Annotated in this window: 9 protein-coding genes; all 9 read left to right on the top strand. The window is 45.3% G+C overall.

What is annotated here, in order from left to right; genetic code table 11:
* Positions 1-59: 59 nt before the first annotated feature.
* The 9 genes from ACKTT9_RS18295 to ACKTT9_RS18335 all read left to right on the top strand — a co-directional run bounded on the left by ACKTT9_RS18295 (position 60) and on the right by ACKTT9_RS18335 (position 13168).
* Positions 60-1802, top strand: coding sequence for a sensor histidine kinase (locus tag ACKTT9_RS18295; protein ID WP_407872707.1), 1743 nt, complete (start codon positions 60-62; stop codon positions 1800-1802).
* 21 nt (positions 1803-1823) lie between these two features.
* Positions 1824-3428 carry a response regulator gene (locus ACKTT9_RS18300; RefSeq protein WP_407872708.1) on the top strand — a complete coding sequence of 535 codons (1605 nt, stop codon included), beginning with the start codon at positions 1824-1826 and terminating at the stop codon, positions 3426-3428.
* A 115-nt stretch (positions 3429-3543) separates the two neighbouring features.
* Entirely contained in the window at positions 3544-5127 is a 1584-nt protein-coding gene (locus ACKTT9_RS18305; RefSeq protein ID WP_407872709.1) for an extracellular solute-binding protein, read from the top strand.
* A 24-nt stretch (positions 5128-5151) separates the two neighbouring features.
* Positions 5152-6108 carry an ABC transporter permease gene (locus ACKTT9_RS18310; RefSeq protein ID WP_407872710.1) on the top strand — a complete coding sequence of 319 codons (957 nt, stop codon included), beginning with the start codon at positions 5152-5154 and terminating at the stop codon, positions 6106-6108.
* Positions 6109-6121: 13 nt separating this feature from the next.
* On the top strand, positions 6122-7015 hold the full coding sequence (locus tag ACKTT9_RS18315) for a carbohydrate ABC transporter permease (RefSeq protein ID WP_407872711.1): 894 nt from the start codon (positions 6122-6124) through the stop codon (positions 7013-7015).
* Between the two features lie 24 nt (positions 7016-7039).
* A complete protein-coding gene (locus ACKTT9_RS18320; RefSeq protein WP_407872712.1) occupies positions 7040-9052 on the top strand; it encodes an alpha-L-arabinofuranosidase C-terminal domain-containing protein in 2013 nt (670 codons plus the stop codon).
* 131 nt (positions 9053-9183) lie between these two features.
* A complete protein-coding gene (locus ACKTT9_RS18325; protein WP_407872713.1) occupies positions 9184-11424 on the top strand; it encodes a family 43 glycosylhydrolase in 2241 nt (746 codons plus the stop codon).
* Between the two features lie 152 nt (positions 11425-11576).
* Positions 11577-12533 (top strand): D-2-hydroxyacid dehydrogenase family protein, encoded by a 957-nt coding sequence (locus tag ACKTT9_RS18330; protein ID WP_407872714.1) that lies wholly within the window; start codon positions 11577-11579, stop codon positions 12531-12533.
* A 272-nt stretch (positions 12534-12805) separates the two neighbouring features.
* On the top strand, positions 12806-13168 hold the full coding sequence (locus tag ACKTT9_RS18335; RefSeq protein ID WP_407872715.1) for a MarR family winged helix-turn-helix transcriptional regulator: 363 nt from the start codon (positions 12806-12808) through the stop codon (positions 13166-13168).
* The last annotated feature ends 26 nt before the right edge of the window (positions 13169-13194 follow it).

Raw genomic sequence — 13194 nt, forward strand, 5'->3', positions numbered from 1 at the left:
TGCCGGGCAGGGTTCATGTTTTTTTCTAATCTAAGCGCAGTAGAAGGGAGCACCTACCTATGAAGTTTTCCTCCTTGAAGAAGTTAATTTCACCTACGGTAAGCATTCAGGGGAAAATCTTCGTCGCCTTCAGCTTGGTAACACTGCTGGGCATCGTTGCCGTGACGAGCATCGTTTATTTGTATATGAGAGAAACAGTCAAGAACAATGCGATCACGTCGGTGACGGAAAGTATCCGTCAGGCAGACGAGTCCTTGAATCTCCGATTAGAAGAGGTAAGTCGATTAAACACGGTTGTTGCTACAAATAAAACCGTATTGGACACACTGCTTAGCAAGACGGAGGAACCGAGTTTCGAGTGGTTTCAGGAACAAAAACGAATCGAGGAGTTTTTATCCGCTCTAATTGCCTATAAGCCGTACATATCGAGGGTAGCCGTTATCGGCTTGAATGAAAAGGTGTTTTTTGTTGGTTCCCCGTGGCTCGACAAGAACATTTTATTCACCCCGATGATGGACGATTTGCTGCAAAATGGATCAGGCCACGCCTATTTTCATCAAACCGGCTTTAATAATTCGATTGTGACCGGGCGTGAACTCCGCTATAACCGGAATTTAATCGGTATGGTCATGTTTGATTTGAATGACGAAATTGTTAGAAAGATTTATGATGTTAAACCTACATCGGATAGCATGTTATATGTCGTAGACAGGAAAAACGAGTTTATCTATCAACCGAGCACAAGCGCTCTTGATAAAGAAACGATCATTAAGCTTAATCAGGAACTTAACGGTACAGACGGTTCGGTTGAAAGGATCATTAACCAAACCTCTTATCTCGTCGTTTTGCGTAAATCTGAGTATACAGGGTGGTCTACGCTTGCGCTCGTACCCATGAAGTCACTATTAACCGAAACGGCGCGAATCCGTCATATGTTAGCCACTGTAGCTATTATCGTTTTTATCATCATTGTCATTGGCACTTTACAGGTTTCTTCCCGCATGACGAGAAATATTCGCAGGTTAAGATCGATGATGATGCATGTCATGGAAGGCAATATGTCGCTGCCGACTGTCGAAATCCATTCCAAGGATGAAATCGGTCAGCTGTATCAAGTTTTCAAAAGCATGGTGGAGCAATTAAAGCGTTTACTTGAGGGGATCATGACAACGGAGAAAGAGAAGCGTGAAGCCGAATTGGCTGTTCTGCAGGCTCAAATACGTCCTCATTTTCTATATAACACACTGAATACGGTGAAATATTTAGCTAAGCTTAACGGCGTACCGAACATTGTTGAAGTATCTGAATCCTTGATTGAGCTCATGCGCGGTGTGCTTGGAAATACGAATGAATTTCTTACACTACAAGAAGAACTTCAGTATGTCCGTAGTTACGTCACCATTGAAAAATACAAATATGTAGAACCTGTCCATCTGATGATTGAAGTTGAAAATGATGAGCTTTTACAGCTTAGCGTGTTGAAACTGATGCTCCAGCCTCTTGTGGAGAACGCCATTATTCATGGGCTCTCCGGCTCGGAGTGCGAGGGCGAAGTGTTGATTCGCATCTATGAGGAGAGCAAGGAATTGAGAATCGATGTCCGAGATAACGGCAAAGGGATGTCGAAAGATCAGATCAAGGCGCTCTTCGAAGCGAATACAAATACACGCTTTAGCGGCATGGGAGTGCGCAATGTGCATGAGCGTATCGTTCGTCTTTTCGGAGAGCCATACGGAGTTTTTCTAGATAGTGAACCTGATGCCTATACGACAGTGCAGATCAGATTTCCAATGATAACGTGAAGTGAACAGGAGGGGTGAAAGATGTTTGAGGTCTTATTGGTTGACGATGAGGCGTTAGCCCGTAACGATGTGAAGGGAATGCTGGACTGGGAAAAACATGGATTCACCATTTGCGGAGAAGCGCAGAACGGCGCTATAGCCCTTTCTATGATGGAGCAGCATACGCCGCACATTGCCATTGTGGATGTGAGCATGCCGGCGATGAATGGGGTAGAACTCAGCCGCCGAATCAAAGAGCAATTTCCGATGGTTAAAATGATTATGCTGAGCAGCTTCGACGATTTCGATTATGTTCGCACTTGTTTGATGAATGGAGCCATGGATTATTTGCTCAAACATCGTTTGAACGCAAACGCACTCTTGGCGCTTCTGGATCGAGCCGTTATGGAGCTGCAGAGTGAAGCTCGGGAACATAAAGCACGCAGCGTGCAAACTCAAATCATCGAAAGTCTAAGCCCGGTAATACTGCGCGAACATGTGGCGAATTTGGCTAGAGATGTGGAAGGTGCTGAAGAATCATTGCTGGCTTATGCCAAAGACAATGACCTCTACACGCATGCCGTCAATTATGGAACTGCCGCCGTTCAAATCGTACCGTTTCTGCTAGTCACGGAGTTGTTGAATGACGTTCAGAAAAATAGGTTTGTACAGCAAGCGACAGATGTGATGCAAATGGCAGTTGGTGACGTTCAGAAACGAACGGTAGGTTATGTGGGGGAGGGACGATTTATTATTCTGTTTTCATCCGAGGAGCGAAGTGAACTTGCGGTAACGAGCCAAATTAATCAAGCTGCTAGCGCGCTTTCGCATTCCCTGGAGAAATTTCTTAATTTGAAATGTGTCTGTATCATTGGCCCGCGAAGCGGGAGTTTAAAGCAGCTTGTCGCCAGTTATCGCAAGGCCGATCAAGAGATGAATGATATTTTATATCAAGGTATGCACCCTGCGACACTAAGAGATGCTCTGATTGTAGAAGAGAAGAAACAACTGCTCCTTTACCTGGAGCAGCTCGACGGGGATAGGATTCACCATACGATTACAACCATTTTTGCCACTGTCAGACATCAGCCTGTGTACGCTATGACGGTACAAACCATAGTCAGCGAATTGCTTCGACTCGTGGAGATGTCGCTGAAACGGCAATTTTCTCATATCGCCACGGAAGATGTGCAGCTTATCCCTACACGGAATGAATTTGGACGGATGAGCCGTGTTTCCGAAATCGAAATGTGGGTATTGTCTTACTACGCACGGATTGTTGATTTCATTAAGGAACAGCAAGCTGGGAGATCCTACTCACGTCATATTGGCAAAGCGGTCCAATACATTTCGGATAACTATGCCGCCAATATTTCCTTGGAAAGCACAGCCGGTGCCCTCAATCTAAATCCGTCCTACTTAAGCAGATTGTTCAAAGAGGAAACGCAAATGACATTTACAGAATATATCAATCGCGTCCGTATAAAAAAAAGCTGTATGCTCATGGAGTCCGATGCTTACGCGCTCAAGCAAATAAGCAGTGAGGTTGGCTTTTTGAGCTATACTTACTTTTTCAAAGTGTTTAAAAGCATAACAGGAATGACGCCGCAAGCTTTCATCGATCATTTAAAAACATCAAAAAAGTAGAATGAAATGTCATATATGTTGAATCAGAAGGATGAAATCATTCTTTATAATGAGATCAACCCTTAGAAAACGCTTTCCTACAAGGGGAAAACAACATGAACGGAGGAAAGAAAGAATGAAAAGAAAATGGGGGACAGTACTGCTTTCTACTTTAGTTGTTTCCAGTTTGACGTTATCGGCTTGCGGCACGGATAAGCCAAGTACAGAGAAAGATGGCAAATCCAAAGGGGAAACATCAAGTAATGCATCTGCAGAAGGATTTCCGATTGTCAAAGAACCGTTGAAGCTGAAAATGTTCACACGAATTGCGCCTGTCAACGGACCGTTTAAAGACATGCCGGTGTTTCAGGATTACGAGAAAATGAGCAACATTCAAGTTGAGTTCATTGAAGCGCCAACGGATGGTTTTAATGAGAAAAAGAACCTGCTTTTCGCATCGAATGAACTTCCTGATGCTTTGTACCGCTCAGGCTTGACACCATTAGAGGCAATTCGATACGGCTCCGGAGGACAATTGATTCCTCTAGAGAGTTTAATTGATAAGTACGCGCCGAATATTAAAAAGTTGATGGATACATATCCGGAAATTCGTTCTGCGATCACGACACCTGAGGGTCACATTTATGCCTTGCCTGGTATCGTAACTGTAAACGCTGCCAGAACGGATAAACGTTGGATGAATCAAGTGTGGCTGAAGAAGCTGAATCTGAAAGAACCTGAGACAACAGATGAACTGTATGAAGTACTGAAAGCTTTCCGGGATAAAGATCCGAATGGCAACGGCAAACAGGATGAAATCCCGATGACAGCGCGAAATGGCCTTAGCATTGTTCCTATCATGGCAGGATCCTTTGGCTTGGATTTCCAATTAGGATATAACATTAACTTGGACAATGACAAAGTGAATATTTGGATGGGCAGCGATCGGAATAAAGAATTATTAATGTACCTAAATAAGCTGTATTCCGAGAAATTGCTTGATTCAGAGTTATTTACGCAGAAGGAAGCCCAGTATTTGGCTAAGCAAGGGACAGGAAATACCGGTTTCTTCTTTGATCAGACGAATAATCCCATGCTGGATACGAAAGTAGCGGATCAATACATCGGTATAGCTCCAGTGAAAGGGCCTCATGGTGATAGATTGCAGTTGGCGCAACCGGTTCCTAGAGACTTTGGTGCTTTTGCCATCACATCTGTAAACAAAAATCCCGAAGCTACGCTGCGTTGGGTTGATTATTTCTTTGGCGATGAAGGCTCTACTTTATTGCGTTTCGGTCGCAAGGGCGAGAATTATGAATTGCGAGATGGCATTCCATTTTATACAGAAGCCTTCCTGAATTCCGGTAATCAAGGTAAAATCACCCCTTACGCTGGAGGAGGAGCGCCGCACTTGATCAGCGAGAAGGTGGCTTCATACATCAATCCGCCTCAGGTTCAGGAAGCTCAAAAGAAGCTGGATCCGTACATGCCGAAGATTCGTTATGCATCACCGATGTTTGATGAGCAAACGGCTCAACAAATTAATATTTTGCGTAACGATATTGATAAATATTACGAGGAGCAGAGCACGAAGTTTATCGCAGGTGCCCTAAGTTTTGATAAGTGGGGCGAGTTTCAGAGCACTTTGAAGAAAATGAAAATTGACGAGCTTCAGAAACTGTATCAAGAAGCTTACGATAAACTCAAACAGCAAAAATAAGTGTTGACGGCTGGAGGACGACAGATGAACAGTACGGCAAATACAGCGGGCACTGCGTCTCGACCCAAATCGAGGCGCTCCAGCCTCTTGAAATCTGTGAGCAGTCGATATGATCTTTACCTAATGCTGCTCATTCCAATTGTGTGGTATCTTGTGTTCCATTATGGGCCTTTATACGGTCTGCAGATCGCTTTCAAAAACTTCAGCCCGGCAAAGGGGATCAATGGCAGCCCATGGGTAGGGCTTGATCACTTCAAGCGTTTTGTAGAATCTTATTATTTCTGGAGACTCCTGTGGAACACGATTTCTATTAATTTATTTTCCTTATTATTTGCATTTCCGATTCCGATTCTGCTCGCTTTACTGGTTACAGAAATTCGTAATAAAGCATTCAGTAAAGTGGTGCAAAACATTACGTACATTCCGCATTTTATTTCCATCGTTGTAATGGTGGGAATGCTGATGCTCTTTTTATCTCCACAAGGCGGTCCGTTGAATACAATCATTGCGGCGTTTGGCGGAGAACCTGTACGATTTCTCGATTCTGCGGCATGGTTCAAGTCGATTTTTATCAGCTCCAATATCTGGCAAAATATGGGGTGGCAATCGATCATCTATATTGCAGCATTAAGTGGAGTCAATCCACAGCTGTACGAAGCCGCAAAAATGGATGGTGCAAGCCGGCTGCGTCGCATCTGGCACGTCTCTATACCGGGTATTCTACCGGTTATCGTCATTTTATTGATCCTCGATGTGGGACACTTCATGAATGTTGGGTTTGAGAAAATTTTGCTCATGCAAAATAATTTGAATTTGGAGTCAAGCGATGTCATTTCCACTTTCGTCTACTCGGCGGGTATTTTGAAAGGCGAGTACAGCTATACAGCTGCTATAGGTTTGTTCAACTCCTTGATCAACCTTGCGCTGTTGATTCTTGTGAATCGCTTTGCCCGTAAGAAGGCGGAGACAAGTTTATGGTAGGAGGAGCCGAGTGATGCAGATGCAAACGCTCACAAAAAGGAGCTCGGATGAAAAAGTATTTGATGCTGTTGTAAACGTACTGGCCGCTTTAATTGTAGTTATCGTGTTGTATCCGCTCATCTTTATCGTAAGCGCCTCTTTCAGCGATCCCGCACTAGTGCTGAATGGCGATGTCATCTTGCTGCCCAAGCAGATCACGTTAGAAGCATACCGGAACGTTTTTCATAACGATCAGATTTGGAATGGTTATGGAAATACGATTCTGTATACGCTAATCGGTACAGTAATCAACCTGGTGATGACGACACTTGCCGCCTATCCACTGTCAAGACCGGATTTGCCTGGACGTGGTGGCATTATGTTTTTCGTCACGCTTACGATGTTTTTCAGCGGGGGCCTCATTCCTTCCTATCTCCTCGTGAAAAATTTAGGCATGGTGGATACGATGTGGTCATTAGTTATCCCTGGCGCAATTGCTACGTATAACTTAATTGTTATGAGAACGTATTTTCAAACCAGCATTCCTTGGGAGATTCAGGAAGCCGCAAATATCGATGGATGTTCGAATTGGAAGCTGTTGACCCATGTGATTTTACCGTTATCGAAACCGATTATGGCCGTCATGATCCTTTTCTATGCTGTCGGTCATTGGAACTCTTATTTTAATGCCTTAATCTATATTCGCAGTAAAGATTTGTATCCGCTGCAGCTTGTGTTGCGTGAAGTGCTCATGGTTAGTCAGTCGGATGCAGCCGATAGCAACGTTGGGCTTGAATCTAAAGTGCTTTTAGCTGAAAGCATTAAATATGTGGTTATTATCATTTCCAGCTTGCCGGTATTGTTGATGTATCCATTCGTACAGCGGCATTTTGTGAAGGGCGTTATGATTGGCTCATTAAAAGGATAGAACGTGAAAGGAAGCGTTGCGTTTATGGTGCAAACTAGAGCTAGCATTCAAGTGAATACAAATCAAGTCGGTACTAGTCCAATTAATCCTTATATATTCGGTCATTTTGTAGAGGATATCCGTGATCATATGGATGCGATGTTGGCTTATCCGCTGAGAGATATGGATTTTGAAAGTACGGATGTCGCGTACAGGGGGCTATCAGGGAACTGGCGTCCTTTTACAAATGGGAAAAGCACGCTGTATGGGCTTGAACCTGCGGCAGCTCATCACTCCGGTCATAGTCAGCGGATCAGAATGTATAGCGATGACGAGGGATATGCCGGGATTAAACAAACGATTGCCGTCCAACAAGATCAAACTGGCTATACACTTGCGCTGTATGCAAGAGCTTCTATAGAAATCAAATTCGTTATTGCGGAAATCGTGGATAAAACGAGTGGCGAAGTGCTCGGACATACACGTATCAAAATTGAAAGCCATAATTGGAAGCATTATGAAGCACGTCTCCAGGTACAACGGGATTGTGAAAATGCTGAGTTCAGATTATATGTGCCATCGGAGCATGAACGCTGGTTGGATCATGTTTCCACGGGGATGCTTTGGTTGGATCATATTTCGCTGCTCCCTTCTAATAGCGTAGGCAATGTTCGCAAAGAAGTGATGGAGATGACGAGAGACTTGAATGCCGGCATGATGCGGCTTGCCGGGAATTATATCAGTGCCTATCATTGGCAGCAGGCTATCGGTCCTGTGTATGAGCGCCCTGCAGTCATAAATGAAGCTTGGGGTGGCTGGACGAATAAATATTTCGGAACAGACGAGTTTATCGCATTTTGTCGGGAATTGAAGGTAGAACCGCTTATCTGTGTTAATGATGGATCTGGAACACCGGAAGAAGCAGCGGAGTGGATTGAATATTGCAATGGCAGTGTGGACACACCGATGGGGAAACTTCGGGCGGCTAATGGGCATCCCGAGCCATATGGCGTGAAATATTGGGAGATCGGGAACGAAGTATGGGGAGCATGGCAGGTAGGCCATTGCACAGCAGAACAGTTCGCAGAACGCTATATGCGATTTGCCGAATCCATGAAAGCGGCCGATCCCGAGATTAAGCTGCTGGCCTGCGGTCATGACAAAATGGATTGGAATCAAACCTTACTGGAAAAAGCTGCTGAGCACGTTGATTTCTTAACTTTACATTTGTATCACGGGTGTAACCGTTTTGGAATGAATCACGGCACGTTAAGAGAAGATCGCTACAAAGCTATCGTTTCTTTTCCCGAATGGACAAGAGAAACCGTACGTCAAACGAGGGAACTGTTCGCCTCATCTGATCGGTATGCTCATATTAAATTAGCTGTAACGGAATACAACACCATGTATTATCCGAACACGATTCGCAAAGGTCTGCCTAACGAACATACACTTGAAGCAGCCGTGGCGAATGCAGCGAATTTGAATGAATTTATCCGAAATAGCGATTTGATAGAAATCGGCAGCTTCTCGGACCTAGTGAATGGTTGGCTTGGCGGATGCATTCGCGTAGGTGATTTCTATGCGGACCAGTTCCGAGGGAAATCCTCCGGAAGAAGTGAAAATTCCTTAACCATTTACGGCACACCAACCTATTATGTCATGAAAATGTATGCGAACCGTGATCTCGGCTATGTCGTTGAAACCCATACCGATTGCGAAAGCTTTCAAGTAAACAGCCCAATTCAAGTTCCTCATTTGGACGCTTTGCCGAATTTGGATGTTGTGGCTTGTACGAATGCTCAGAGGGATAAGCTGACCATTTTTATCGTGAATCGAGGTCTCGACGATACGTTTGCAGATATTCAGCTTAACGGTTTTGCTGAAACTGGCACTGCTCGCTTGCTGGAAGTCACTGCGGATCACTATGAAAGCATTAACGATGCGTTAAATCCTGAAACCGTAGTCTGCAAATCCCATGATCTGTCGATTATGAAATCGCAAGTGAGCTGTCCATTAAGAGCATCGTCTATTTACGTATTAGAAATCAATCGCTAATGGGAAAGAAAGACAACCGATTGCGATTGAAAAAAGCATGGATCATAGCGCTAGCAATGTGTGCCGCAATCCTGGTCATTGTGGCGGTTGTTATGCAATCCCAACTTCAGGGGCGGGAGGAGGCGAACAGGATGGAGGTAGCCTTGGGTCAAACCTACCAGAATCCTTTTGTTTTGGATCAAGAATGGGAGGATTACGGCATTGGTGACCCTTACATTCTGCGTTTTAACGGTAAATACTATTTATATTGCAGCACGAAGGACAGAAGAGTCGGCGTTAAGGCCTGGAGTTCGGATGATTTAGTGAAGTGGCGATACGAAGGTTTGGTTACGGAGGAACCTGTCAGTGAGGGTGCTTATGCGCCGGAAGTTGTCTATTGGAACGGTGCGTTCTATATGTACACTTCGCCGGCGGGCAAAGGACATTATGTCTTACAAAGTGACAAGCCTACCGGGCCATTCGTAAAAAAGACGGATAATCTGGGCTTCACGATTGATGGTTCTGTTTTTATCGATGATGATGAGAAATGGTATTTTACTCACGCCAAATTCGGCGGTATTATGATAAGTTCGATGCCCAATCCATTTACAATTGACGCAGGAAAACAATTGAACGCTTCCTTAGGGCACTGGACGGAAGGTTCCATGATCATCAAGCGAAATGGACGGTATTTCATAACGTACACGGGTAATCACGTTTTCAGCAAGGGCTATCGCGTTAATTACGGCGTTAATCATGAATCTCCCGTTGCCGCCTATACCATTCCTGAGAATAATCCGATCCTGATTTCCACAGCGAACGATTTCAATGGCCTCGGTCACAGTGCAACAGTTATGGGACCTAATCTGGATGCTTACTACATCGTCTATCACAATCTGATAGGACGCTCTGCGGAAGGACCACCCGTCCGCAAAATGAATCTGGATCGGCTTGTATTCAACGGTGATAAGATGTCCGTGTTAGGACCGACGCACGGAACACCGCAGGAAGCGACCGAAATGCCTGAATTCCGAGATGAGCCAGGTGCAGCGCCTTCCGCAGACAAGTGGGAGAAGATCAGTTCAACAGAAGGTGGAGAGACCTTGCTGTCACGAATAGGCACTGGCAGCGACTATACGGTTGAGTACAATTTCCGAGTGGGGGAGCAGGATGATGCGCCAAACTTGCTGGAAACATTATTCGCCTACACCGATTCGGAAAACTACTGGGCCACACGTATTAATGGAGCTTCAATGGAACTTGCGCTCATCAAGCGTGTGAATGGCAGTGAAGCGGTTGTTTCCACGAAGAAGCTGCCGCAGGGCACGGATCTTACGAAACTCCATACAATCCGCGTTGAGACAGGAATGTCTGGTACGATGATTTATTGGGACGGGCTGCTTAAGATTGAGTATTCCAGCGAGGTGGCGAAGGCCGGAAGTATTGGCTATCTGTGGCCTCAGGAAACAAAGCCAGGCTTGCATTACACGGCTTTTTCCAACGAATTCAATGGCAGCAGCGATCGGAAAGTTGTAAAACCGCTGCCAGGTACGATGGAAGCTGTTCATGGTATTCAAGAGGGGCATCCGGGGATTGTTTCAGGAATTACTCCTGACGGGAGTGATGCCGTGAGTTTGTCTGGTAATGGCGAGGGGCTCAGATACCCAGTCCATATTCGGCAGGACGGCAGCTATTTGCTGGCTGTGAATGTGTCCAAAGCGTCGGCAGGGTCGACTGTACTGGTCGAAACGAATGGAGCGTCGAAGAAAATAAAGCTCGATTCCTCCTTCTTTACAGCTGATTCGGAATGGACGAAAATACCTCTGGGGGTATTCGAGATGAGGCAAGGGACACAATGGTTGTCTCTACGCCACCTGAAAGGCGAGATTACGCTTAGGTATGTCGAAGTGAATTTAACCGTACCGGTGCCTGAACAGTCGGTTGTTAAACCGAACCAAGTAGGGCTTGTCAATCGTTTCGGCGGCGAATGGGGCTGGGCAGACTATACCGTCAGCTTTGAGATGACAATGAAAAAAGCTACATCGGACGAGGCGGGGATTCTGCTGAGGACGACAAATGAATCGGAGTTCAAAGATCAGGTCAAAGATGCGTTCATGGGTTATGAGCTTGCGTTTCATAACGGTAAAGTTAATCTAAGCCGCGTCAGCTATGAAAATGCCGTGGAAAAAGCATCCGGTTCGCTGGCATTTGAGCCTGGCCAAACCCGGAAGGTTACCGTGAAGCTGGAAGGACCAACGATTGCCGTTTTTTCCGATGCAAGCAAAGAGCCTTTGCTCCGTTGGACCGATCCGAATGCGTTTCTTAACGGGCGTATCGGTTTGCGTGGCGTTTCGTCCGATTGGGAGATATCTCCGCTGACGGTTACTAGATAAGTTAGGAATAGACACTGACACTTCCTTGTGGTCAGTGTCTATTTTTTCGTGAAAATGAACGTCAAAATTGCGCACGGTTTGCATGGCACTCGCGACAGGAATATACTTAAAATTGGTATACTTACATGTACGAAGAAGGAGGCACTTACATAATGAAGCTTCGCTGTGCAATATTAGACGACTATCAGCAAGTGGCTTTAAAGGCTGCGGATTGGTCAACGATTACGGACCAAGTGGAGGTCAAAAGCATCCATCAGCATATCAATCAGCCGGACGAGCTTATCGAGCAAATCGCTGATTGCGAAATCGTCGTGATTATGCGCGAACGGACTCCTTTTCGCGCAGCTCTCCTCAAGCGGCTTCCCCATTTAAAGCTGCTTGTTACGACAGGCATGCGGAATGCGTCAATTGACTTGGATGCTGCCGCAGCGCAAGGCATCACTGTTTGCGGTACGGGTGGGGCAGGCAATGCAACCGCTGAGCTCACTTGGGCTTTGGTTCTAGGGCTTGCACGCAACATCGTGCAAGAGCATAACGCTATTCGCAGCGGTCAGTGGCAGAGCACAATTGGAACAGATTTGTACGGCAAGACACTTGGCGTACTGGGCCTTGGCAAACTTGGCACCAAGATCGCCAAGTTTGGCCAAGCTTTTGGCATGGACGTCGTGGCATGGAGCCAAAATTTGACGCAAGAGCGAGCGGATGAAGTTGGCGTGAGATTTGCTAAGTCGAAGGAGGAGCTTCTTGAGAGCAGCGACTTTGTGTCGATTCATCTTGTCCTCAGCGACAGGACAAGAGGGCTGATCAGCGCGGCGGATCTCAAGCGTATGCGTTCTTCAGCATACTTGATTAATACGTCCCGTGCTCCTATTGTAGATCAGGAAGCACTTGCCGAGGCTTTGCAAAACCAATGGATCGCAGGCGCCGCAGTAGACGTGTTCGATGTGGAACCGCTGCCGAAAGACGATAAGTTCAGAACGTTACCGAATCTGCTTACTACTCCGCATATCGGCTATGTCTCGGAAGCGAATTATCAGGCTTTTTATAGAGATGTAGTTGAGGATATTAGAGCTTATCTAGCTGGTTCGCCGGTTCGAACCCTCTCCTAACGTAAGCGAATTAATTGGACGATTTCTATGACGTGATTCATAAATTTATGAGCAGCTCCTAGGCTAAAAGGGGCTGCTCTTTTTATAATCGTTAGATTTTGGAAGTCGTTGCAACTTGACGTGTAGGTGCACAAACTATATTATTAAATGGCAAACAGTTAATTGATTAACTATTTAGACGGAGGTTATGTCCTATAACGAAGTGGAACCCTTTTGAACAATCTCCTTTACCAGTCAATGTTTTTCTGACGTTATACAAAACGAATCATCATTTGGTTCAACAATTAGAAGAACAACTGGTTAAGTTTGATTTAACCTTAGGCCGTTGGTGCGTTTTAGTTGCCATTAAGTCTAGTGATAGAGCTATGGTCCCATCGGAGATAAGCGATGATCTCGCTGTCACAAGAGCGAATATCAGCAACTTATTAAATACTTTGGAGAAAGCTGGACGTATCCGAAGAGATTTTGATCCCTCGAATAGGAGGAGAATTCTAGTCAGTTTGACAGCAGAAGGCCATGAACTCATAGAACAAGTATGGCCTGTTTATGAACAAACCATTACTGAAAATGTTGGGAATAAACTTACCCTTGACGAGCAGAATCAGCTTGAAAAATTGTTGAAAAAGTTGGTTTAACCGCTCCTTCTGTCCTTATAGGGACA

It is taken from the genome of Paenibacillus sp. P36 (assembly GCF_045866505.1).
Lineage (GTDB): Bacteria > Bacillota > Bacilli > Paenibacillales > NBRC-103111 > Paenibacillus_E > Paenibacillus_E chondroitinus.

What these genes read in the sequence shown, in the direction of transcription:
- ACKTT9_RS18320 (WP_407872712.1), top strand. Translation starts at nt 7,040, where the DNA reads ATGGTGCAAACTAGAGCTAGCATTCAAGTGAATACAAATCAAGTCGGT.
- ACKTT9_RS18310 (WP_407872710.1), top strand. Translation starts at nt 5,152, where the DNA reads ATGAACAGTACGGCAAATACAGCGGGCACTGCGTCTCGACCCAAATCG.
- ACKTT9_RS18330 (WP_407872714.1), top strand. Translation starts at nt 11,577, where the DNA reads ATGAAGCTTCGCTGTGCAATATTAGACGACTATCAGCAAGTGGCTTTA.
- ACKTT9_RS18325 (WP_407872713.1), top strand. Translation starts at nt 9,184, where the DNA reads ATGGAGGTAGCCTTGGGTCAAACCTACCAGAATCCTTTTGTTTTGGAT.
- ACKTT9_RS18305 (WP_407872709.1), top strand. Translation starts at nt 3,544, where the DNA reads ATGAAAAGAAAATGGGGGACAGTACTGCTTTCTACTTTAGTTGTTTCC.
- ACKTT9_RS18295 (WP_407872707.1), top strand. Translation starts at nt 60, where the DNA reads ATGAAGTTTTCCTCCTTGAAGAAGTTAATTTCACCTACGGTAAGCATT.
- ACKTT9_RS18300 (WP_407872708.1), top strand. Translation starts at nt 1,824, where the DNA reads ATGTTTGAGGTCTTATTGGTTGACGATGAGGCGTTAGCCCGTAACGAT.
- ACKTT9_RS18315 (WP_407872711.1), top strand. Translation starts at nt 6,122, where the DNA reads ATGCAGATGCAAACGCTCACAAAAAGGAGCTCGGATGAAAAAGTATTT.